The 23,884-nt window shown below is 51.4% G+C and carries 21 protein-coding genes; 4 read left to right on the plus strand and 17 right to left on the minus strand.

The window, feature by feature from the left end; translation table 11 throughout:
- Nucleotides 1-612, minus strand: a complete 612-nt coding sequence (locus JFL75_RS06115; protein ID WP_223292777.1) for an OadG family transporter subunit — start codon at nt 610-612, stop codon at nt 1-3.
- Between the two features lie 178 nt (nt 613-790).
- The gene (locus tag JFL75_RS06120) at nt 791-1,132 is read right to left on the minus strand and encodes a hypothetical protein (protein WP_215625803.1); all 342 of its coding nucleotides are present in this window, start codon (nt 1,130-1,132) and stop codon (nt 791-793) included.
- Nucleotides 1,133-1,280: 148 nt separating this feature from the next.
- On the opposite strand from JFL75_RS06120, the gene JFL75_RS06125 reads away from it, so the two are divergent.
- Complete coding sequence (locus tag JFL75_RS06125; RefSeq protein WP_215625804.1) at nt 1,281-1,862, plus strand: hypothetical protein; 582 nt, start codon at nt 1,281-1,283, stop codon at nt 1,860-1,862.
- Nucleotides 1,863-1,877: 15 nt separating this feature from the next.
- On the opposite strand, the gene JFL75_RS06130 is transcribed toward JFL75_RS06125, so the two are convergent.
- The gene (locus JFL75_RS06130) at nt 1,878-2,183 is read right to left on the minus strand and encodes a hypothetical protein (protein ID WP_215625805.1); all 306 of its coding nucleotides are present in this window, start codon (nt 2,181-2,183) and stop codon (nt 1,878-1,880) included.
- Between the two features lie 192 nt (nt 2,184-2,375).
- Complete coding sequence (locus JFL75_RS06135; protein ID WP_215625806.1) at nt 2,376-3,740, minus strand: MATE family efflux transporter; 1,365 nt, start codon at nt 3,738-3,740, stop codon at nt 2,376-2,378.
- A 114-nt stretch (nt 3,741-3,854) separates the two neighbouring features.
- Between JFL75_RS06135 and JFL75_RS06140 the strand changes: the two genes are divergently transcribed.
- A complete protein-coding gene (locus JFL75_RS06140) occupies nt 3,855-4,631 on the plus strand; it encodes a sulfite exporter TauE/SafE family protein (protein WP_215625807.1) in 777 nt (258 codons plus the stop codon).
- A 29-nt stretch (nt 4,632-4,660) separates the two neighbouring features.
- On the opposite strand, the gene JFL75_RS06145 is transcribed toward JFL75_RS06140, so the two are convergent.
- From JFL75_RS06145 to JFL75_RS06190, 10 genes are all read right to left on the minus strand, one after another.
- The gene (locus tag JFL75_RS06145) at nt 4,661-5,815 is read right to left on the minus strand and encodes a radical SAM/SPASM domain-containing protein (protein WP_215625808.1); all 1,155 of its coding nucleotides are present in this window, start codon (nt 5,813-5,815) and stop codon (nt 4,661-4,663) included.
- 9 nt (nt 5,816-5,824) lie between these two features.
- Entirely contained in the window at nt 5,825-6,853 is a 1,029-nt protein-coding gene (locus JFL75_RS06150) for a YeiH family protein (protein WP_215625809.1), read from the minus strand.
- Nucleotides 6,854-6,967: 114 nt separating this feature from the next.
- The gene (gene garR / locus JFL75_RS06155; RefSeq protein ID WP_215625810.1) at nt 6,968-7,852 is read right to left on the minus strand and encodes a 2-hydroxy-3-oxopropionate reductase; all 885 of its coding nucleotides are present in this window, start codon (nt 7,850-7,852) and stop codon (nt 6,968-6,970) included.
- A 70-nt stretch (nt 7,853-7,922) separates the two neighbouring features.
- Entirely contained in the window at nt 7,923-9,434 is a 1,512-nt protein-coding gene (gene garD, locus JFL75_RS06160) for a galactarate dehydratase (protein WP_215625811.1), read from the minus strand.
- A 6-nt stretch (nt 9,435-9,440) separates the two neighbouring features.
- The gene (locus JFL75_RS06165; protein WP_215625812.1) at nt 9,441-10,784 is read right to left on the minus strand and encodes an enolase C-terminal domain-like protein; all 1,344 of its coding nucleotides are present in this window, start codon (nt 10,782-10,784) and stop codon (nt 9,441-9,443) included.
- A 1-nt stretch (nt 10,785) separates the two neighbouring features.
- Complete coding sequence (locus JFL75_RS06170; protein ID WP_215625813.1) at nt 10,786-11,619, minus strand: MBL fold metallo-hydrolase; 834 nt, start codon at nt 11,617-11,619, stop codon at nt 10,786-10,788.
- On the minus strand, nt 11,612-13,135 hold the full coding sequence (locus JFL75_RS06175; protein WP_215625814.1) for a tripartite tricarboxylate transporter permease: 1,524 nt from the start codon (nt 13,133-13,135) through the stop codon (nt 11,612-11,614). The genes JFL75_RS06170 and JFL75_RS06175 overlap by 8 nt, the downstream gene beginning before the upstream one ends.
- Before the next feature lie 11 nt (nt 13,136-13,146).
- Nucleotides 13,147-13,608, minus strand: a complete 462-nt coding sequence (locus tag JFL75_RS06180; RefSeq protein WP_215625815.1) for a tripartite tricarboxylate transporter TctB family protein — start codon at nt 13,606-13,608, stop codon at nt 13,147-13,149.
- Between the two features lie 55 nt (nt 13,609-13,663).
- A complete protein-coding gene (locus JFL75_RS06185) occupies nt 13,664-14,653 on the minus strand; it encodes a Bug family tripartite tricarboxylate transporter substrate binding protein (protein ID WP_215625816.1) in 990 nt (329 codons plus the stop codon).
- Between the two features lie 62 nt (nt 14,654-14,715).
- Nucleotides 14,716-16,041 carry an enolase C-terminal domain-like protein gene (locus JFL75_RS06190; protein ID WP_215625817.1) on the minus strand — a complete coding sequence of 442 codons (1,326 nt, stop codon included), beginning with the start codon at nt 16,039-16,041 and terminating at the stop codon, nt 14,716-14,718.
- 268 nt (nt 16,042-16,309) lie between these two features.
- On the opposite strand from JFL75_RS06190, the gene dapA reads away from it, so the two are divergent.
- Both dapA and JFL75_RS06200 read left to right on the plus strand, forming a co-directional pair.
- Nucleotides 16,310-17,191, plus strand: a complete 882-nt coding sequence (gene dapA / locus JFL75_RS06195; protein WP_215625818.1) for a 4-hydroxy-tetrahydrodipicolinate synthase — start codon at nt 16,310-16,312, stop codon at nt 17,189-17,191.
- 24 nt (nt 17,192-17,215) lie between these two features.
- Complete coding sequence (locus JFL75_RS06200) at nt 17,216-18,010, plus strand: IclR family transcriptional regulator (protein ID WP_215625819.1); 795 nt, start codon at nt 17,216-17,218, stop codon at nt 18,008-18,010.
- A gap of 51 nt (nt 18,011-18,061) precedes the next feature.
- On the opposite strand, the gene JFL75_RS06205 is transcribed toward JFL75_RS06200, so the two are convergent.
- The 3 genes from JFL75_RS06205 to JFL75_RS06215 are packed head-to-tail and all read right to left on the minus strand — an operon-like array spanning nt 18,062 to nt 23,565.
- Nucleotides 18,062-19,420, minus strand: a complete 1,359-nt coding sequence (locus JFL75_RS06205; RefSeq protein ID WP_223292778.1) for a TolC family protein — start codon at nt 19,418-19,420, stop codon at nt 18,062-18,064.
- A complete protein-coding gene (locus tag JFL75_RS06210) occupies nt 19,417-22,503 on the minus strand; it encodes an efflux RND transporter permease subunit (RefSeq protein WP_215625820.1) in 3,087 nt (1,028 codons plus the stop codon). The genes JFL75_RS06205 and JFL75_RS06210 overlap by 4 nt, the downstream gene beginning before the upstream one ends.
- Nucleotides 22,504-22,506: 3 nt before the next feature.
- The gene (locus tag JFL75_RS06215; RefSeq protein WP_215625821.1) at nt 22,507-23,565 is read right to left on the minus strand and encodes an efflux RND transporter periplasmic adaptor subunit; all 1,059 of its coding nucleotides are present in this window, start codon (nt 23,563-23,565) and stop codon (nt 22,507-22,509) included.
- Between the last annotated feature and the right edge of the window lie 319 nt (nt 23,566-23,884).

The raw sequence follows: 23,884 nt of genomic DNA on the forward strand, positions 1-23,884 counted from the left end.
TCATTGTGAAGCTCCGGTGAGAATCTCGGCGAGAATTTCCTGGGCCGCGACATGGGCTCCCGGAGCAGCCAGACAATGAACAGTTCCGGATACGGTTGCTTTTATTTCCAGTTCCATCTTCATGGATTCAATAATGATAACCGTGTCACCGGGAGAAACTTTGTCGCCTTCGTTAACCATATACCGGATAACGGTTCCGGCAACGGGAGACGGAATCGGAGTATTCCCGGCAGCCTGCGTTGGTATACTTTGTTCCGCCGGAGCAGCGGCGGCTGTTACTGCGCCTGAAGAGGAAACAGCGGTTCTGTAATCCGTACCGTTTACCGTAACAACATACCGGTCCGATGCGACATCGGTATTGCTATTCCGGTATTCATGGACGGCGGCGGAAATTACCGCATTCACCGCTGCGCCCTGCTGCGCGGAAGAAGCCGGCCGAGCGGAAGGGCTTACCGCTGCGGAAGGTTCAACATCTTTATCGAGCCCAAGCTTATGGATTATCTTTCCCACAAGATTTATACAAACAATCATTACAGCCAAAAAAGCGAACACAATTGCCATACCGAGCAGCGTGAGAATACCGCTCTGCTGGAACATTTCAAGTATAGTCATAAATTCCTCATAAATATTTCTTTGTCAGCCATGGTACTCCGCAGGAGAAATCATATTCAGCGGCGGGTATATGGGAATGTTAATTAAACTGATTCACAGCGGCTTTATGAAAAATCATCTGTCGGGTCAGAACAGTTTTTTCAGAGAGAACCGCTGTTATTATAGAGGAAGATATGAATCAAATTCTCAAATTAAACGGAACAAGATGAATTGATTTTAAATTGTAGGTTTTCTTTACAAGGTCCGACGGTATCATTGCCGGATCCCTGGCTTCCGAATCGGAACGGTGGATATAAATATCCCGCTGCATCGGCAACCTCGCCGATATGAATCCGCTGGTTGTGGCCGCAAGGATAACCGGTTCATTGGCCGGATCCACCGGCAATGCATCACCACCGTGCACTGCAGCAACGGCCCCAGAAAAAGGCTCAGACAAAAAACCGCTGACGGCAAAGGGCTGTCTTTCCAGCAGCGTACAGCAGAGAATCATAACTGTCGCAAAAAACAGCACACGGTGCACACCGGGCTCCTTAAAGGTACTTTCGTGAAGAAGATTACCAAAATACCCTGCCCCTGTCAATTGAGCCCGGTTACACAGCGGAACCTTCGGTGCCGATCTATTTTTTTTTGGCTTTGTAAAAATCTGCTGTTTAAATTACACTATACCCGTGGAAAGAAAGGATTATCTGCGGCAGCTAAAAAGTCTTATCAAAAAATACCATCCCGATTTATGCCAGGATGAAACGGTAAAATCTCATTTCTCGGAAATTACCGTACAGCTGAATAATGAACTGGACAAAGCAAGAAATACCGGAACAGCCAGAGGTATTCCTGCAGGGAAAAACCCCAGCGGCGGTTCAGGCAAAAACCCGAACGCGGCGGCTCCTGTTTCCGATCAGGGCTACGCGTATTACCGGCAGGGAATAAAATTTTACCGGTATATTCACCCGGACCAATTTTACAAAAAAAATTTAAACACCCCTTACGAACCGGTAAATTACGGTGAACAGCTCAAGGCGCTGGAGAAAATTTTCCTATCGTTTAACCTTGCGGAGTATTATTTCAGGAAAGTTATCAATGATTACCCTGAGTCAGGATGGGCGGAAGACGCAAAAGACAAAATAAAACTGCTGAAAAAACTATGGAAGAGTTACGAAAAAAGAGCCGCCGAGGAGAATCCCCGCACAATCAGCGCCCGGCAGCTGGACGCATTCATGAATGACACGGGGATTCAGCATCACCGTTTCTGATTTTTATTACGATCCTCAAGGTTTGAATTCATTTAAAGAACTTTCGGTGACCGATACAATCTTCCGCAGTTTTTCATTAACCATATCATGCAAACAGTTCGGCAGATGATCTCTGTGGCCCCGGTGTATGGCGACACATTCCATGCAGCGGCCATGATGCTTGCAGGTTGCCACGGGGCAGCTGCAGTGATCTTCCCTGTTCCGCTTACTCTCACGGAACTGACGGATAAATTCATCCTCCAGCTCATGGGCCCGTTTCTTATCACCGCACCTGAACATTTCCATCGACTCGAGCTCGAGTTCGTTATTATCGATTTTCACTCCGGATCTCCCTACCAGTACTGTTCATAGCATGATAGCAGGAATACCGCTGAAAAGGAATATGGTTTTATAGCAACCGGAACTTTCAGGAAAAGCGGGAACCCAGCCGTTCAAATCACGCGGTGAAGTCCGGTGCCGGCAAAAACACTCTTTACAATGAGTAAGCCCTTCGGATTCAGGAGCCCTGCGGTATTATGCCGGCTGGTCAACCTGAACCGCATTGTGCTTCCACCGGCCGGAAACCAGGAAGATCACAATTATCAGCAGTGTTCCCGCACTGGCAACGGGAGCGCCCAGCCCGACTCCGAACAGCCCCCAGTCCAGAATGACCCCAAAAAAATAACACACCGGTACCCGGAGCAGAATTGAAGAAAGCAGGCTATTCACCAGAGTAAAAAGCGTGTGCCCTCCGCCGATGAGAAAACCGTTTATGCAGAAGACATAGGGAATAATAAGAAAATCAAAACTGAAAGACCGGAGATAGGTAATACCGTTCTCGATCATTTGAGGATCATCGCCGAAGAGCCGGATTACAGTTCCGGGAAATATCTGCACAAAAATAAAAAACAAATACGTTATGGCCACGGCAAATACAGTACCGATCCGGCAGGCCTGCACCGCCCGGTCCATTCTGCGGGCGCCGATATTCTGGGCGCTCATGGCGGAAATTGACGCGCTGATAGCCTGGGTCGGCATAAAGGCAAAGCTGTTGAATTTCCCCACGGCACCCACAGCGGCGGAGGCGCTGACCCCGCCGACCACATTGACAATGGCGGTAATGAACAGGAAGGAAAGGCTGATAACGCTGTTCTGGATACAAGTCGGAAGTCCGATCTTGAGAATAAGCCGGAGCTGATCCCCGTATATTTTAAACGATGACCATTTAAAGTCAAACTGGAAATTGTTCCGTACCATATATCCGATACAGAGGAACATGCTTAACCCCTGGGATATAACCGTAGCCAATGCCGCGCCGAAGGCGGCCCAGCGGAAAACACCCACAAAGATCAAGTCCAGGACTATATTGGTCACACAGGCAATCAGGACAAAATAAAAAGGCTGCTTTGAATTTCCCATTCCCCGGAGAATGGCGCTCAGGGCATTGTATCCGAAGATGAACACAATCCCCGTCACCGTTACGGAAAGATACCGGCGGCTCTCCGCAAAGGATTCCGGCGGAGTACGGATCAGCCGCAGAATCGGATCGGTAAAAATCAGCATGACCGCGGTAATGACCACGGCCAGCGCTAACAGAAGTGTAATAATAGTTGCGGTTACCCGTTTCAGCGCAAGGTGGTTACCCGAACCGATATACTGTCCGATCAGCACGGTGGCGCCCATGCAAAGGCCGATTACGGTGTTGGTGAGAATAAAGGTAACCTGTCCGCCGATATTAACCCCGGACATGCTTTCGGTTCCGGAAAAATTACCCACAATGAGCATGTCCGCCACATTGTAGAAAGACTGGACAATATTTGACGCCAGAAAAGGCAGCGCGAAGAGTATCAGCTTGGAGAGTACGTTTCCCTTTGAAAGGTTGTTTTCAATCTTGACCATGGATCATATAGGCATAACACGGCAGCAGTGCAATTGCAAGCCCATGGACATCCTGTACAGGGCATCCGTATTGTATTGTTCTGAAAGAACCGCTGTGGTACAGTAAATCCTGAAATGTTTGAAATAACCTGGCAGACCGCCTTAATATTGTTCCCCATGCTTTTTCTTGCGGCCTTTGTCGATTCCGCGGCAGGGGGCGGCGCATTGATTTCTCTGCCCGCGTATATGTTCGCGGGTTTTCCCGTTCACTATGTATACGGTACCAATAAATTCTCCGCGGGAATGGCGGCCCTTTTTTCAACCGGCAGGTATCTTAAAAACGGGAAAATCGCTTTTCTGCCGACACTATGCGCCTGCGCGGGGGCGGCGCTGGGTTCATGGCTGGGCGCAAAGATAGTGCTCATGCTTGACGCCGTGCTCCTGCAGTATATCTTTACGATTCTGCTGCCCATCGCTGGGATATTCATTATTGTCTACCAAATAAAAAAACCGGAAAAGCATGAACCCAGGGAGATTCCCCGGAACCGGGAAATTGTTCTGTCACTGATCATCGGCCTGGGTATCGGGGCTTACGACGGCTTTTTTGGACCGGGAACCGGGACTTTTCTTATCCTGGCGTTTAATGGGATTCTCGGAATGGAAATTATCACCGCTGCGGGAAGCGCAAGAACCGTCAATCTGTCTTCCAATATCGCGGCCCTCATCACCTACATTGCCGGCGGAAAGGTAATCTGGGCGGCAGCGATTCCCGGGGCGGTCTTCGCCATTCTTGGCGGACAGCTGGGAACATACTTCGCGGTAAAGAAAGGCGCCAGATTTATCCGGCCGCTGATGATCGTTGTGGTGGTCCTGCTCATGGCGAAAGTGGTCTATGATTTTTTCAGTTCATAGCAGGAATGAATTTAAAAACCACCGCCGGATCAGGTTTGAGACCGGTTCCGGCTTTCAAAATCAGCCATTTCCCGGATACGTTCCCACGCGTAGGAAAAGAATTCCTTGTATGACCGGCAGTACCGGTTGAGGACGGGCTTTCCATCCTTAAAGGGTTCCCGGTCCCGGCGGCATCCGCCGCGGCATAAGGGATAGGCGAAGCAGGTTTCGCATTCCGGTGATTTATGCCGGGAATCCCTGGTAAAACGGCGGGCGGCGGAACTCTCCAGCATTTCCTCAAAGGAAACATCCTTAATATTTCCCAGATACCATTCATCGGTAACATAGAAATCACAGGGATACACCGAACCGTCGGCCTCAACGGTAAAGCTGATTGGGCAGACACCGGACATTCCGCAGCTTTCCGGGGGGAATCCCATGGCCATGCTTACAATATTGTCGATCCACCGGACATTCATGGGAGTTCCGGCCCTCCATTCAGCATAGCGGAGGTCGAAGATTTCCCGGAGGAAGCGGCCGTAGGCTGCCGGGGAAAGGGACCAGGATCTTCCGCCGGGTTCCTCGCCCAGAGGATCCAGGCATGGAATGAACTGTATCCAGTCGAATCCGCGGGAGCGGAGATGGCGGTACACGGTTGCCGCGTTGTCAGCGGTAAGGGCATCCACCACACAAAGGGCGTTTACTGGTACCCCTTGGGCAAAGAGGAGCCGGGCACCGTCCAGCACCTGGGTATAAGTTCCGGAATCATCCCGGCGGACCCGGTAGGTATCGTGGAGCAGCCGGGGTCCGTCAATCGAAATACCGATAAGGAAATTTTCACGCTTAAAAAAATCCGCCCACGCGGGGGTAAGGGAAACACCGTTGGTCTGAAGGGTAAACTGTATCTCCGCGGTATAATCCGGGTCTTCCGCTGAGGCCTGCCGGATCTGCTCCCTGGCCATTTCCGCAAAGGACTCAAAAAAAGCAAGTCCCGCCAGGGTCGGTTCACCGCCCTGGAAGCCGAATGATATGAGCCGCGGCTTTGGTTCCAAAGCCCGGGAGATCAGCTTCCGGGCCGTTTCCAAATCCATAATACCGTAATCATCCCGTTCGCGGTTTTCCGCTACATCCCGGTAAAAACAATAGCGGCAGGCAAGGTTGCACCGCCCCGATGCGGGTTTAATTAAAAATCCAATGGTTTCCATATATCCTTTCTACCATATCCCCATCAGACGCTGAACGAATAGGCTGGTACCGGTTATGCTCAGCCAGCAGCAGAACCCCATGATCAGAGGCTTTCCGCCGGTTTTAATCAATTTAATGATGTCGGTATTAAGCCCAATGGCACCCATAGCCATTACAATAAAAAATTTGCTCAGAGTCTTTAAGGGGACAAAAATTTCCGATGACACTCCTAAACCCGTTACAATGGTTGTGATGACCGAAGCCAGTACAAAACCAAGAATAAAAAACGGGAATATTCTGCGGAAATCAACTCTGCTTTCTTTTTCCCCGGCTTTCCGGGTACGGTAAAAGGCAAGCGCCAGGGTGATGGGAATAATTGCAAGTGTGCGGGTAAGTTTAACCGTGACGGCCATATCAAGTGTCGCCGAGCCTAAATTATACAGCGAATCCCAGGTTGAAGCCGCGGCAGTCACCGAAGACGTATCATTGACTGCCGTTCCGGCGAAGACACCAAAAGCTTCACCCGATGTTGTGCTGAACCCCAGGGCCGCTCCCAATGACGGAAAAAGGACCGCAGCGGCAACATTAAAAAAGAAAATAACCGAGATTGCCTGGGCAACTTCTTTGTCATCGGCGCCAATGACCGGCGCGGTTGCCGCAATAGCGGAACCGCCGCAGATGGAAGAGCCCACGCCGATAAGGGTTGAGATTCTGCCGGGGATAGACAATACCCTATGAAGTACAAAAGCCACGGCCAGGGAAACCGCGATTGTGGCAACGATTATGGGTAAAGAACGTCTGCCGGTTTCAAGGACCACAGAAAAATTCATTCCGAACCCAAGCAGTATAACGGCATACTGCAAGATTTTCTTTGAGGTAAAAGTTATCCCCGCCTGGAGCGCGTCCCGGTTTTTAAAAATGAGCGCGAGAATCATGCCTATCAGTATGGCAAAAACGGGGCTCCCGACAATGGGCAGTAATTTCCCCAGAAGCCAGGCGGCGGCGGCAATCCCAAAACATACAGCAAGACCTGCCGCATATCTTTTAATTATTTGCACCGGAATCTCTCTCCCTCCCGGGTACTATACCAGTAACACCACGGTCTTGCCTATGCATAAAAAAACCGGCCCGCGGATAAGCGCAGGCCGGTGCTGAAAGAATGGGAGAAAAGCTTATTTTCCTATCTTCGTTCCGGAAACTTTCGCGTAATACTTGGCAAGGGCCGAATGGTCATCCTGGCCGGCGCCATCGGCGTGAAGTGTTTCCATCATTTCCCGGACAGAAGCGGTCAGCGGAAGCGGCGCCCCTACCCCATGGCCGGTATCAAGGGCATTCGCGAGATCCTTTATATGAAGGTCAATTTTAAATCCCGGCTTGAAATTGCCTTCTATCATCATAGGCGCTTTCGCGTTCATCACAGTGGAACCCGCAAGCCCGCCTTTGATGGCTTCGAACACAAGTTCAGGTTCTACCCCGGCTTTTTTTACCATGGTAAACGCTTCGGCCACAGCGGCGATGTTGAGGGCAACAATGATCTGGTTTGCAAGTTTGGTGGTATTTCCCGCGCCGATGCCGCCGCAATACACCACACTGGAACCCATTGAAAACAGTATGTCCTTTACTTCGTCAAAAAGCGCCTTATCGCCGCCGGCCATAACAGCAAGGGTTCCGTCAACTGCTTTGGGCTCACCGCCGGATACCGGCGCGTCCAGCATGCGGACACCCTTGGCGGCACAGGCTTTCTCTATTTCCTGGCTTGCCAGAGGCGCTATGGAACTCATATCGATAAGGATCTTTCCTTTTTCTGCTCCTTCCAGAACTCCCTTCTCACCCATGACTACAGTTTTAACATGGGGTGAATTGGGAAGCATGGTAATTACCAGCGGAACCTGGGATGCCACATCCGCCGGGGATGTCCCGGATTTTGCTCCGGCATCGACCGCATCCTTAACATTATTTTCAATAATATCATAGACGATAACATCATGGCCCGCCTTGAGAAGATTCTTTACCATAGGTTTTCCCATGATACCTAATCCGATAAATCCAATTTTCATCTGATTCCTCCGTCAAAATAATGGTATGATACAAACAGGCGGATTTCGTCCTCTGTTAAATCTATGTTTTTTATGTAATCGGGGCGGGATTGAAAACGCAGAGAAAATTATGCAAACCATATTTCTCCGTCCAGGGTTTGTCCCTCCCGCTGGCTACATCGATTATTTTATGAAAAAGCCTGAGGCCCGTCTCTTCTATTGTTTCTTTCCCCGAAGCAATGAGCCCCGCGTCAACATCAATCAAATCGTACCACATATCCTGCAGGTCTGTCCGGGAAGAAACCTTAATCACCGGTGCCGCCGCAAGACCATAGGGTGTTCCCCGTCCGGTCATAAAAACCTGGAGTGTAATCCCGCTGGCAAACTGCATTGCCCCGCATACGAGATCGCTGGCGGGGGTCGCGGCAAAAATAAGTCCTTTCCGGGACGGCCGCTCTCCCGGAGACAGAACTTCCGCAATGGATGCCGTACCGGATTTGGCGATGGAACCCATGGCTTTTTCCATGATATTCGCAAGTCCGCCTTTCTTATTTCCCGGCGTCGGATTGGCGCTCCGGTCGGCTCCGCCATCCTTAAGGTATTCATCATACCAGGCCATTTCTTTTGCCAATTTTTTTACCGTATCATCATCGGTGCAGCGGGCGGCCAGCATGTGCACTCCGTCTCTGACTTCCGTTACTTCGGAAAAAAGAACCGTAGCGCCAGCCTGTACCAGGAGATCACTGGCATAACCCGCCGCTGGATTTGCGGTAATACCGGAAAAGGCATCACTGCCGCCGCACTGCATGCCGATGCAGAGCCGGTTAAGAGGCAGGATGCTGCGCCTGCGGCGGTTAAGCCGTTCCAGTTTTGATTCCGCCATCTTCAGCAGCGCATCGGTCATCGCGCGGAATCCTTTGTGGTCCTGAAGGATGATGACGTTCTCCGGGTTGTTTTCCTCCGGTTCAAGGAGCATGTCGGGGGTCAGTTTTTCGCAGCCCAGACCGACCACCATTATTTCCCCGCCGAAATTGGGATTCCGTATGATGCTGCGGAGCGCGGTAATAGGAATGTGTGATTCCCTGGCGTTGATAGCGACACCGCATCCATAAGCGTGGTTGAGGGCGACGATATCATCCACATGGGGATATTTCGGAAGGAGTTCTTCCTTCATTTTTTTTACCGCCGTATCAAGCACACCCGAAACACACTGTACCGTCGTCATGATCCCCAGAATATTCCGGGTCCCCGCATAACCGCCGCCCGGAACATCATACCCTTCAAAATCCTTCAGCGGCGCTTCGGGCAAATCGGGATACGGACCGGTTCCCGCCGCCAACGAATCGAGGGCGGGAGGTTCCGGCAGCGTAAGCATGTGTTCCGTGATCAGACTGCCCTTCGATACATCGGTATTCAGAAATCCGAGGGTTACCCCGTAACGGATGACTTTGTCACCTTTCGCCAAATCAGTGAGAGCAATCTTATGTCCCTGGGGGATATCCTCAAGAATGGTTAGGTTTTCCCAGGTCACAGAACCCTTCGGGAGGTTCTCCGCGGGAATCGCAACGTTATCCCGTTTATCAACCTGAATAAGTTTTATCACGAAATTTCACTCTCTTATTAAGCATGGTTTTTTGGGATCAAATTTCCAGCCCGGAATAAGGTACTGCATTGCCTTCGCATCATCCCTGTCGGGATTGTCCAGTTTCCTGTACAGTTCGTGGGCCTTCATGACCTTGTCCATGTTGATGGAAATTCCGAGACCCGGTTTATCCGGTATCCGGATTTTTCCATCAATTATTTTCATTGCATCATCACAGAGGTCCTGACCGTCCTGCCAGATCCAGTGGGTGTCCATGGCGGTGATATCCCCCGGACACGCGGCGGCGGTCTGGGCGAATATGGCGAGGGAAATATCGAAATGGTTATTCGAATGGCAGCCCCAGGTCATGTTCCAGTCGCTGAGAAGCTGACCGCAGCGGACAGATCCATTCATCAGCCAGAAATGGGGGTCCGCCAGAACAATATCAACCGCCTTTGAAACCACCGAATGGTGCAGCTGCCGCCAGTCGGTGGCAATCATATTCGTCGCCACGGGAATACCGGTCAGCATTTTGAATTCGCTCATGATTTCCCGGCTCGAGTATCCCGATTCAGGACCGCAGGGGTCTTCGGCATAGGTGAGAATATCCTTCACGCCGATACAGAGCTCTACGGCTTCCCGCAGTGACCAGGCGCCGTTGGGATCGATATTTACCCGGGCATCGGGAAATTCCTTTTTTATTGCCCGGACCGCCTCCATTTCATCATTCCCCCGGAATACCCCGCCCTTGAGTTTGAAATCCCGGACGCCGTATTTATTCTGCACCGCCCGGGCCTGTTCAACAATCTGTTCAGGCGTAAGCATGGGTTTTCTCCGGAGTCTGAACCATTCGTCTCCGGAAGAATCTTCATCGATATAATCCAGGTCTGTTTTACTCCCGTCGGAAACGTAAAACAGATACCCTAAGACGGTGATTTCATCCCGCTGCTTCCCCTCGCCCAGCAGGGAACAGATGGGAAGGTTGACGTATTTCCCCAGCAGATCCAGCAGGGCGCATTCAAGGGCGGTATCGGCCTTGACGACAAATTTCAATTTCGCCAGATCAAGACCCTGGAGGCCTTCGCCGCCGCTGTTTTTAGAAAACGCGGGGTTCCGCAGCGACAGGAGGATATTCCGGTAATCGGCTATCTCCCGGCCCACCACCTTAGGAATATAGGATTCCAGGGTTCTGCGGAAAGATTCACCCCCATGGACTTCCCCGATTCCGGTATTGCCGGAGTTATCCGTGAGGATCACCAGGTTCCGGGTAAAGACCGGCGCATGGGCTCCGGAGAGGGTCATGAGCATACTGTCGTACCCGGCGACCGGGACAACCTTCATGTCTGTAATAACCGGGGAAGATGATTTCATTTTACGGATCCTGTCTGAACAGCGCCAGAGCCATGTCCAGCCGTTTATTCAGCATGGTATGCCATACAGCGGAATCAACATAGGGATTAAAATCATCCCGGATTTTGTCAACGTCCCTGAGAATTTCCACCTGGTTAGTATGGGAAGGAAGACAAACGTCAACATCCATTTTGTCGAGTTTTCTGAGTCCTTCGGCAAATTCCTCCCGCAGGGAAATGGGCTGGCCGTTTTCCTCAAAATATTTTCTGGACATGGTATTCAGCCCCAGCCCGCCGTGCATGCCGCAGCGGAGGGTTTTACCCCGTTCCTGAACATCGAAGAAAAAGGATGTGCAGCCCGGGGTATGGCCGGGGGTGCTTACAGTTCTGATGCTGATATTTCCCAGGGTAATCGGAGTATTGTCATCATACAGTTCGTCCGGGTAAATATCCCCGCAGGTATATCCTTCCCCGGCGATAAGATCCTTCCGTTCGGTCACAAAAAGGAGATCCCGTTTGCCGAGGTATACCGTCGCGCCGGTCAGTTCCTTTAAGGTCCGCGCCCCGCCGATATGGTCGATGTGGGCGTGGCTCAGCAGAATCTTTTTGATATCCTTCGGCTTAAATCCCAGGAGGCGGATATTCTCAAGGAGCAAATACACCGTTTCGTGCATGGCGGTATCAATAAGGATGAGACCATCCTTGGTATCAATCAGGAAACAGGATACCCAGTCGTTTCCCGCGATGTAATACACATTCTCAGCCATTTTAAACGGCGGAACATACGCCTCCCAGGGCCGCCGGCAGCAGCGTTCCATCAGTTCCTGGGGTGAAGGTGTTTTAGTCTGTTCAGCCATTGACAGCTCCTTTGTCTTTGGGACCGCGCAGTTTTTTGATTAGTTTTCCGAAGAGCGGTCCCAGGAAAGGCCAGAAAACACATCCGATAGCGATTACGCAGAATATACATGACAGTGGCCTGGTAAAGAATGTTGCCACCGTTCCTGTATACTGGAATGCCTTAAGCATATTAAGTTCAAGGATTGGCTGCAGGATAAAGGCGAGAATAAGCGGCGCCGTCGGAAGGCCGCCGAAACTCATAAGCACCCCCACACCGGCGAATACAATCATCATTCCGCATTTGTACAGGCTGCTTGAATCCACGTAGCCGCTGATGAGGGAGATGATCAGCAGCGCGGGATACATGTAATACGGCGGAACCTTGAGTATATGGGGAAAAACCCGCATTCCCAGACTCTGCATCAGAAGGATAACAACAGCACAAACCATCACCACACTGAACATAAGGTACACCACGTGGCCGCTGTTCCTGAAGACCATGGGCCCCATTTCGAGGCCGTGTATCGTCAGGGCGCCGATAAGAAGCGCGGTGGTGGAATCCCCGGGGATACCCAGGGCGGCCATGGGAATCATGGCGCCGCCGATGGACGCGTTATTCGCCACCTCCGGAGCCCAGAGTCCGGCGGGATTTCCCTTGCCGAAACTGTCGGGGTCTTTGGACGCGTTCTTCGCGGATGAATACGCAACGAGATTTGACAGACCCGAACCCATGCCCGGAAGGAAACCGATACCAAGGCCGATCAGGAATGACCTGATAATATTAACTAGCTGTTCTTTGATTTCCTTAAGCGTAACTCCGAGGCCTTTGATTCCCTTTGTGTTTACCTCGGGGGTAGGAGGATACCCTTTGGCAAAATCCACTATAATATGGCTTACCCCGAAGATACCGAGGAGAACCACGGTCATCCCAAGCCCTCCCATCAGGTACATATTACCAAAAACGAACCGCGGTTCGGCGTCGATTGGAGAAAACCCTACCGTAGCAAGCAAAAGGCCAAGGGACGCAGAAGCCAGACCCTTGAACATATTGCCCTTTGAGATCGCCAGAACCATGGTAATGGCCAGCAGGCAGAGACCAAAGTATTCCCAGGGACCCAGCATAAAGGCAATATCCGCGATTTTCTGGCTGAGCAGCGCCCCGATAATGGCACTGAAAAAAGTACCCGTAAAGGACGCGATCATTCCGATGGCCAGAGCTTTGCCGGCTTTACCCTGCTGGGCCATGGGATACCCGTCCCAGCATGTGGAAACCGCCGAAGCCGATCCGGGGATTCCCAGAAGGACCGATCCGATAAAGGCGCCTGAGCAGCCGCCGATCCACAACGCCAGCAGGAAAATAATCGCTGAGCCGGCTTCCATGGCAAAGGTCATGGGCATAAACAGCATAACCGCCAGGGTTCCCGAAAGGCCGGGAATAGCCCCGAAAATAATTCCCACAAAGCATCCGGCCACAAGCAGGGCGATATTGTAGGGCTGTACAATCTGACCAACAATATACGGGAGATATTCAAACATGGTTTTTCTCCTTAAAACAAAACCCCGCCGGGCATTCTAAGCCCAAAGGCATATACATAAATCACATAACTGATCAGTGTAAATGCGATGGCAAAAATTATACGGGGAACCAATTTCGATACAAAGCCTTTTGAGTAAACCGTACAGAGAGCAAACAGCACAAAGGGTGTCGTTATGAGATACCCCAGATATTTCATTATAAATACATACAGAATGAGCAATCCGAAAGAAATACCGATTCGTATCCATCCTTCTTTTAAAACAAATTTCTTTTCTTCTTTTTTGCTGAGGGTACTCTGGAGGAATATTCCTGTCCCGCAGATAATAAAACCGAATACAGAAATAAGAGGAAACATTTTCGGCCCGGGATAGTCAGGTCTGATATCAACACTGAATTGATTTACCAGAATGAAAAAAAAGACACCCACGAGAACCAGAACGGCACCCGTAATTTGATCGCGTTTTACCAGCATAGGTACTCCTTGGTTACAAGGCTCCGTCCTTACAGACGGAGCCCCGTAAGAGTATTTATTTCGTTTTAAGCCCCAGGTCAGCTACAACGACATCAATTTCCGCCTGCTGTTTCCTGATTGCTTCTATACCTTCTTCCCGGCCGAAGAATTCCATCTGGAATCCCGCGGGTCCAAGGATGGCGTTGACATCGGCGTCATTGGAAGCAGCTACATAATATTCATAGAACTGCTGAACCAGCGCCGGGTCCATTCCCTTGGGCCCGAGGAACAGGTGGATGGAAGCGAAACTGAAATTTATCCCCTGTTCAATGAAAGACGGCACCGTGGGAAGAACGGCGCTCCGTTCTCCCCTGTCATCCCGGGACACAACCGCCAGAGCCCTGGCCCGCCCCGACTCAATATACTGTTTTGCCTGATTAGGATTTACCAGGCACATATCGATGCTGCCGCCCACCAGGGTGGTCAGTTTTTCCGTATCGGAACCGGCTTCCACGAACTTCAGGTCTATTCCCGCTGCCCGGGCGAACATACCGCTGAGGATATGGGCGGTTCCGCCGGTTTCAACACCAGCCAGGAGTTTGCCGGGATTGGCTTTCGCTTTGTTGATCACATCCTGCAGGGTGTTCATGTCCGACGCGGCGCTGACGAGGAGTGTATAGGAAGCCTTATCCAGGCCCCTGCTTACTCCGATAACGGTGAAGTCATCGGCGGCGCTTCTGTTGTATACACCGGTGGCTGTTTTGATCAGCATGGTGGAATGGAACTGCAGGATAACACTGCCGTCTTTTTTCGCGTTCCGGACCATCTCCATGGCCACAACGCCGTTGCCGTCGGTATTGTTTACGATGGTCAGATTGCTTCCGGAATTCTTGTTGATATACGACGCCAGGCTCCGGGCCATAACATCGGTCCCGCCGCCGGCCCGGGCAGGGACATAGACTTCAACGCTTTTGGGCATGGAAGTTCCGCCGCTGTCCTGGCCTCCGGCGGCAAAAACAAAGGAACTGAACATAACCAGAAGAACGGCTATTCCTATCTTCTTCATAATAGATCTCCTTATGACGAGTCTTTTTTCCGGAAAAGAAAATCCGGTGGATTCCTGTTTACTTACCGCACCATACACGGACGCTTCGGATCGAAGGTCCATCCCGGTATGAGGTACTGCATGCCTGTGGCGTCATCCCTGGCTCCGAGACAGTTGTCCAGATAAACCTGGTGAGCTTTTTTTATCTGGTCCATGTCGGCTTCAATACCCAGGCCCGGTTTCGCCGGGATCTCGATAAACCCATCCTTAATCTTCAGGGGTTCAACCGTAAGCCGCTCTATCCCTTCCTGCCAGATCCAGTGGGTATCAATGGCCGTGATCTTTCCCGGTACCGCCGCGGCGGTATGGCTGAACATGGCCAGGGAAATATCGAAATGGTTGTTTGAATGGGATCCCCAGGTAAGTCCGAAGGTATCGCAGTACTGGCCGACCCGCACCGAACCTTCCATGGTCCAGAAATGGGGATCCGCCAGGGGAATGTCAACGGACTGGAGCATGACGGAATGGGCCATCTGCCGCCAGTCGGTGGCGATCATATTGGTAGCCGTGGGGAGACCCGTGGCCCGGCGGAATTCCGCCATGATTTCCCTGCCGGAAAATCCGTTTTCGGCGCCGCAGGGGTCCTCGCAGTACGCCAGAACATCGTGAAGATCCCCGCAGAGGGAGATGGCTTCATTCAGTTTCCAGGCGCCGTTGGGATCAATGGTGATCCGCGCGTCGGGGAAGGCTTTTTTTAATGCCTTTACCGCCTTGATTTCCTCGGAACCATCCAGCACCCCGCCCTTCAGCTTAAAATCGCCGAATCCGTAGAGTTCCCTGCTGGCCCTGGCTAACGCAACCACCCCGTCGGGATCCATGGCTGCCTCGTGGCGGAGTCTGTACCAGGAATTGGGAGCGTTCTGATCCGAATAATAGGGAAGATCCGTTTTATTTCTGTCCGCCACATAAAACAGATACCCCAGAACTTTTACTTTCCGCCGCTGCTGGCCGTCCCCGAGCAGGGCCGCTGCGGGAACACCCAGATGCTTACCCAGCAGATCCAGCAGAGCCGCCTCAACCGCGGTTACCACATGGACTCCCGTTCTGAGATCGAAGGTCTGGGCTCCTCGGACATCGTCATCCTTTCCGGAAAATTCCCGCTGCACCGCCAAAAGGGTGTTTTTATATTCCCCAAGACCGGTACCAGTTACCAGGGCCGAAACAGCCTCCAGGCCCTTGGTAATCTTCTGCCCTCCGGGAACTTCGCCGACCCCGGTATTCCCGCCGGAATCCTTCAGAATAACCACATTCCGGGTAAAATAAGGGGCATGGGCTCCGCTTAAATTGAGAAGCATGGAATCTCTGCCGGCGACAGGGTACACTTCCATAGATACAATTTTAGGAACCATTATCTCTCCTCAGGTTTCGGTATTCAAACGGCAGAGCCCCTTCCGGAAGCTCACTCTGTGAATTTCACCGGGTCCGCCTGTAATAATTTTTAGAATAATAAATCTGTTTTTACGGTTTGTCAAATATTTTTAAATAGGATTATATATTTATTGCGTAATTTCAATTTTTTTATAATCTGATTATATTTTTATTTGACTAATCGGAAAAACAATTATATGATACTTGAAAGTATGGTCGTATACTGAATAACTCATTGCCGAGGATACTATGGAAAATCACGTACGAGGTATCATTCCCGCGGTAATTACCCCATTCCTGGAAAATGGTTCCATTAATTTTGAAGAATACAAAACGCTGCTGCAGTTCCTGGTTAAAGCCGGGGTCAATGCCGTATTTATTTCCGGCAACGCGGGGGAATTTTACTCCCTGACCTTTGACGAAAAGGCCCGGCTTATTAAGGAAGCTCAAAAAAGCATAGGAAACACTGTCCCGATAATTTTCGGTTCCGGCGCTGTTACAACGGAAGAAACCGTGGCTTTGACAAAAATGGCTGAATCGGAAGGTGCCGATGTAATCACGGTTATTACGCCCTACCTGATAAAACCCACCGAAGATGAACTGTTCGCTCATTTTTCCGCTGTTTGCGGGGCCACAAAGCTGCCTGTTCTCCTTTACAACAATCCGGCGATTACCTCGGTGCCCATTTCTTCGGCGCTGGTAAAAAGGCTTCTCTGTTTCGATAATCTCGTGGGTATAAAGGATTCTTCCGGCGATTTCGCCCTGACTTTGGATTTTATGCATCTTTCCAAGGAACTCCAGGTTTTCGCGGGGCGTGACGGGCTCATCCTTGCCACCCTTCTCCACGGCGGAGCCGGGGCCGTATCATCGATTGCGTCCGCGTGCCCCGAGCTGGCCGTCAGCATATACCGTCATTTTATTAACAATGAAATGGAAAAAGCCGTGGAAGCCCAGCACTGCCTGGCAAAACTAAGGCAGTGCTTTAACCTGGGAACTTTTCCGTCGGTGGTCAAGGAAGTCCTTTCCATGCGGGGCTTCAGTCCGGGACTTCCCAGAAAGCCCGTCGGACCGCTGCCGGAAGAGAAGAGAAGGATCCTCGAATCTACTTTGAGGGATATACATGTACTATAATTTTTTGTAGAGTAAGAAATAATTATGGATCAGGAAAACGGTGAGAAATACACGGTAAAAGTTGCGGAACGCTGCTTTGAAATTCTCGATCTGGCAATTTCCCAGGAAGAACCGCTGACGAACCAGAATGTCGCGGCGCACCTGAAAATAAATACCAATATGGCCTTCCGGCTTCTGTCAACCATGGTCAATTCCGGCTACCTTACGAAGGATGAATCCTCCGGACAGTACCATATTTCCCTGAAGGTTCTGCATCTTACGAGAAAATCCCTGTTATCACTGGACATCCGGCGGATCAGCATGCCCTACCTGGAGCTGCTCTGGCACCAGTTTCCCAAGGCAAACCTCAATATGGCGGTATACTACGACGGGGATATCCTGGTCCTCGACCGGATAGACAGTGTCAGTCTTCCGCGGACTTATTTTACCCCCGGAAAAGTTCTCCCCTTTCACTGCACCGGTCTGGGCAAGGTCCTTACTTCCGAAATGCCGGAAGAAGATATCGACCGGCTGGTTCTGGAAAAGGGATTAAATTCCTACACCACCTATACCATTTCCGACCCGGTCTCGTTAAAGAAGGAACTTGCCAAGGTACGGGAAGAACAATGCGCCAGGGACCGGAACGAATTTATCCTCAACGATAACTGCAACGCCGTTCCCATCCGAAACCAGAAAGGCGCCGTAATTGCGGCTATAAGTCTTTCGGCGTTTGAAAATTACATGAGTGTTGAGGAAGTGGAAAATACCATGCCGGTTCTGATGGAAACGGGAAGAAAAATCTCATTCCTCATGGGTTATCAGAAAGGTTCAATCCTGTAAAATACGTCAGGAAACCTGCTCCCGAAGACAGGAGCAGGTACAGTATTCCGGTTATTCCCCCAAGCCCGCGGCCAGTTCCCAATCGTACCACGCAACCAGGTATTCGTAGATAGCATTCTGGAATCCCAGGCTTGCCTGGTTCAGATTATCAACGGCCTGATTCACCGAAAGCTGGGTTACCAGTCCATTGGCATAGGCGTTCTGTGAAAGCTCCGCCGCCCGGGCCGCCATGCTTTCGGTCAGCTGGGCGGTATTAATCCGTTCCGCCGCTTCATTAAGCCGGAGCCTGATTTCCGACAGCTCACTTTCAATGGTGTCTCTTTTTTTTGCTAAGGAAAGATCGGCCTTTTCCTGTCCGAGCTTGGCTTCCTGCACCTTGGAAAGCCGGTATCCGCCGGTAAAGAGCGGTACATTCAATGTCAGGTTCAGTTTCATAACCGAATAGTCATAGTCCCCGATAAGGGAACTGCCGTTGCCCATACCGCCGAGACCGTAGGAAAAGCCGGCGGTCAATGTCGGGAGAAACGTGCCCAGGGCTGCCTGTTTCTCTATATCCGCGAGTTCCCGGGACAGAACCAGGGCACGGTAATCCGGACGGCTGGCCAGGATCTCATTGATGGTCCGGTCTTCCGGAAGGGAAGGAAGGCTTTCGCGGCTTTCCGTCAGGATTACGGTTTCCGAAGCGGGAATACCCGCCAGTTTCTTAAAGGCAATCATGGCCATGTCGGCGTTTTTGCGGGCTTCGATTGTCTGGGGGCTCCTGTTTTTCCAGTCTACTTCCGCCATGAGCAAATCCAGTTCCGTGGCGGCCCCGGCCCGGAATTTCCGTTCAGTACTCTGGTAAATATCCCGGCTGATTTCTTCGGAAGCTTCCAGGATGGTTACCAGGTTCCGCGCCAGCTGATTCTGGAGATACATTTTTTTTGCGATGGTGGCGATATTCTGCCGGCCGGCTTCGTATGCCTGCCCCTGGATGGACTGCCCTTTCTTTGCCTGACGGTAGCCGGCGATACTTCCCGCGTCAAAGATAGTCTGGTTAAGGCCGACCGCCAGGGAAAGCTCGTTATCGTAATTGTTAACCACATCATCCCAAATCAGAGGGCCGCCGCCGGGGACCGAGGCAACCGCCATGGTCTGGGTAGTTTCCAGGAAGTTCCGGTTATACCCGCCCTGGGCGGCAATGACCGGAAAGAACGCGGACCGCGCCTGATTCACGTACTGCTTGGCGAGTTCCAGTTCCTTGGCCGCCAGGGCAAGGTCCAGGTTATTTGTATTTACTTTTGCCAGATATTTTTCCAAATCGTAATCTTCCGCGTTGGCGGAGGCGGCAAGGCCGATGATAAAAAATACCAGTATGCCGAAAAAGATCCATTGGCGCATTGTATCCATTAAATAGTGTACGTATTTCATTTGTTCCTTCCTTCAAGCCGGCTGCGGCGGCTTACCAAATATTCAATTGCGGGGATAAACCAGAGAGTCAGTATGGTTGAAGAGATGATTCCGCCGATAACGATAACCCCCATGGGCTGGCGCATTTCCGCCAGAGAGGCGCCGATTCCCAAAGCCATGGGAACCATGCCCAGGATAATGGCGATATTGCTCATCAGGATTGCTTTGAGTTTTACGGGGCATGCCTGGACCAGGGCTTCCACCACGCCGAGTCCTTCTTTTTTAAGCTGGTTGTAATAATCCAGGATCAGGATGGCGTTGTTCACCACAATACCCACCAGCATGACAATACCGATCATGGCGATGTTGTTGAGGTTGGTGGCGGTGATAAGACAGGCCGCCACAACCCCGATAATCGAAAGGGGAATGGTCAGCAGGATAAACAGTGGCTGGGCCAGATTTTCCAGGACCGCCGACAGGAGCATATACACCAGAAGGATGGCGGTCAGAAAAACCATTACCATGCTGTGGTTTGATTCTTCCATGGCATCCGAAAGCCCGGCCTGGGTAATGCTGTAGCCCGCGGGCAGTTCAATTTCATTTACGGCTTTTAATACATCGGCCATGACCGGCCCCTGGGTATATCCCGGCAGCATTTCCGCGGTAATTTCCACGGTCCGCAGTTTGTCGGACCGCATGATTTTGTTGTAGCCGCTTTCAAAATGTACATCCGCGTACCGGGACAGGGGATATACCCCCCGGGCGGATGAGATGGGGATATTTCTTAAATCTTCGATGTCCATCAAAGCGGAATCCTTCATCTTTACCCGGATATCAAATTCCTCTCCGCCTTCGCGGTAGGTGGTGGCCACCAGACCGTCAATTGCCGCCCGGAGGGATACGGCGATGGACTGGACCGTAAGTCCGTCCTGGGAAATCTGTTTCCTGTTGGGTTCAAAAACCAGTTCGTTCTTTCCGGCCTTGGTGTTGATGCCGGTGCTCATGATCCCGGGCACTCCGTCGATCCGGGTTTTAATTGCCGTTCCCAGATCCTGCAGGACTTGGTTGTCCGCTCCCTGGAGGTACAGGTCGATGGGCGCGCCCTGGGCGATCACCATTTCCGAAGGAGCGGTCACCCGGATGATCGCGCCGGGAATATCCGAAAGGGTCCTGGTCATCTTCGCCGCCAGGTCCAGGTTGCTGAGGCGGCGCTGTGTTTTAGGCACCAGGGACAGCTGCATCATGGCCACGCTGACGTCGATATCCATGGAGCCCATAAGTCCCAAAGAAGTCAGAAGGGTTTCCACTTCATCATACTGAACCAGCCGGTCTTCAATTTCCTTAAGTACCGCCGCGGTGGTGTCCAGGCTGCTTCCCAGGGGGAGTTCCACGCTGACCTGGATTTTGCCGCCGTCGCTCTGAGGAATGAGCTCCATAGGAATTTTCGTAAAACCCATGAGTGAAAGCATAAAGGCAACAACGACCGCCGCACCAACCAAGGCGCTGCGCCATTTCCGTTTCAAAATTACCGTAAGGCTTTTCCGGTACATGGTTTCCAGCCATTTAAAAAACCGGTCCAGGGTTCTGCCGATTTTGCCCGGTTCCTTGAGCTGTTCCGGCAGCAGCTTCGAAGCCAGAAGCGGTGTAACCGTAAAGGATACAACAATGGAGAAGATGGTTGATATTACTACCGTGTAGGCAAAATGGCTGAGGATCTGGCCCATGGCTCCCGCCATTCCGCCGAGGGGCACAAAGACCGCCACGTTGGTCAGGGTGGATGCCAGGACCGCCATCATCACTTCCCTGGTTCCCTTTGAAGCCGCTTCAACCTTTGAGTGACCCATAGCCTTGTAGCGGAAAATATTTTCCAGTACGACGACGGAGTTCGCCACCAAGGTTCCCACCGCGCAGGAAAGCCCCATGAGGGACAGGACGTTGACACTGATGTTCATGGCCTGCATCACCAGGAAGGTTGAAATGATGGACAGCGGCATGGCCAAACTGAGAATGAGGGTTGACCGCAGATCGTGGAGAAACACCAGGAGTACGAGCCCGGTCAGGATGATTCCCAGAATCAGGTTGCTTAAGGTATCGTTGACCGAATCCCGTATAAAACCCGCGTCTTCCCGGATTACCTTGAGGGAAATATTCCCGCCCATATCATCTTCGATTCTGGGAATCCGTTTCATCACACCGTCAACAACAGCCACGGTATTGGCGGTGGGGTTTTTCATGACCTGCAGCAGCAGGGCGCCCTCTTTCCTGGTTCCCGTTTCTTTGTCCCGGAATATAACCCGTTCCCGGGCGTTCACATGGGTGTCTTCAATACTTCCCAATTGCCGGAGTTTGAAGGTTCCCGCGCCGGTGGGAATATCCAAATCGCCGATGGCTTCCAGGGAAGCTAACTCACCTTTAAATCTGACCGGAATATCCTGGTCGTCAATGGTTATGTTTCCGCTGGGAAGTTCGAGATTTGCGGCGCCGAGGATTCCCGCCACCCGTTCCACCGGAAGGTACCGTTCAAACACCGCGCCCCGGTCAAGCTCCACCCGGATTTCCCGCTCTACCCCGCCGAATACCCGGATGTTTCCCACACCGGGCACCTGGGCAAGCTGGTCCTGGATAACCGTGGAACCCAAGGTAAAGAGCTCCGTGGAATCCATGTTCCCTTCCAGGATGATATTCATGATCGGGGATGATGTGGCAATATCCACTTTGGATATAGAAGGTTTTTCGATATCACTGGGAAGCTGGTTCATGATGGCGTCGATTTTATCCTTCACTTCCTGGAGGGCCATATTTTCATCCTTGCCGTCCTTGAATGTAACGGTGATCAGGGAAAGACTATCCAGCGAATAGGATGTGACTGAATCGAGTTCCCCGATGGAGAAGACCTGGTCTTCAATCTTTTTGCTGACCTGTTCCTCGATTACCTGGGGGCTGGCGCCGGGGTAGATTGTCTGGATAGTGACAATGGGTACCTTGGTATCCGGGAGGAGACTCACCGGCATGGACATATAGGCCATGATTCCGAAAACCACCAAGGCCAGCATAACCATCAGAATGGTGATAGGCCGTTTAATTGAAATATCAATAATATTCATGACTTATTCCGCCTTTGTACGATTTGTATGTATTATGTTGAGAACCGTCTCCGGAGAGACCTGCTGGTTTCCCCGGGTAATCAGCAGATCCCCTTCTTTAAGGCCGCCGATTACTTCAAAAGAAAGTCCCTGCTCCTGTCCCAGTACGATCTGCACCGGCCGGGCCCGTCCGTCAACTGCCAGATAGGCTTCGTAGCCCTCATCGGTCCGGATTAATTCTTTCCGCTCCGCCACCAGAGCGTGTTCGTTTCTGTACACTTCTACCGACAGGTCCACGCCCATGCCGCTGACCAGTTTCCTGCTCTGCACGTCAAAAAAGGCGGTCACGGGGAAAGCCTGTTTTGTAACATCCATTACCAGGGAAACCTGGGTAACCCGGCCTTCAATGGTGTCGCCGTCCTTGTATATAAAAACCCGTTCGCCGGTTTTTATCAGATCGATTTCATTAGCCTCCACATGGAAGCGGGCTTCATATCCGTTCTGGTTTGATACCGTAAAGAGGGGCGTGCCGGGCCGAACATTCGCGGTAGTATGTACGTTCAGCTGGGTAATGGTGCCGCCGATGGGGGCTTTGATATTGATCATGTCCGCCGCCGCGTCCAGGTTTGTCCGGGCCAGGTCGTACTGCATCTTGGCGTTGTCAAAATCCTGCCGGGAAATATCGCCGTTGCCGAAAAGAAGGCGGCTTCTGTCGTAGGTGCTTTTCGCGTTATCGAAGGAAAGCCTAGCCTGCTGGTATGTCGGGTTATCCTGGGACAGGGAAAGTACCACCTGGTCCTGCTCAACCCGGTCGCCGATTTTTACATTGATGCTCCGTACCACATCGCTGATTGATGAATAGGCTGTTGATTCCGACCGGGCATACAGCACCGTGGGATATTTCCGGTAGACTGAAAAATCTTCATAAGCCATTTCACGGACCGCTACGGGAATTCCTTTTTCTGCGTGGATCTGCTCCATACTGGAAGCCTCTACAGCCGGTCCGCTTTTCTTTCCGCCGCACCCGGTGCAGGCAAGCAGCAGCAGGATGCCCAGGGCTGATAAAAACCATTTTTCCTTCATTCCATTCCTCCGATTAGATACAGTCACCGCCACAACCGGCGCATCCTGTTTTGGTACTTCCCTCATGGGATACCTCATTATTACTGGTGGGTGTTTCTGACTTGTCAAAGTTTTGTTAAAGAAATATTAAATCCGAACCAATTTGAAAGTTAACTTACAAGTAAAAACTGATATTTGATTTAGAAAATACAGTTCAGGAATTCCCACAAACCAGACAGATACCCCATATCTTTGTTAATCTTACGGCAAAGAGTTTTTTAAATGACATGAACAAACGCTGCTGGATTTGAAGCATAAACCAGGAATATACGGAACTATT

It is taken from the genome of Breznakiella homolactica (assembly GCF_016616095.2).
Taxonomy (GTDB): domain Bacteria; phylum Spirochaetota; class Spirochaetia; order Treponematales; family Breznakiellaceae; genus Breznakiella; species Breznakiella homolactica.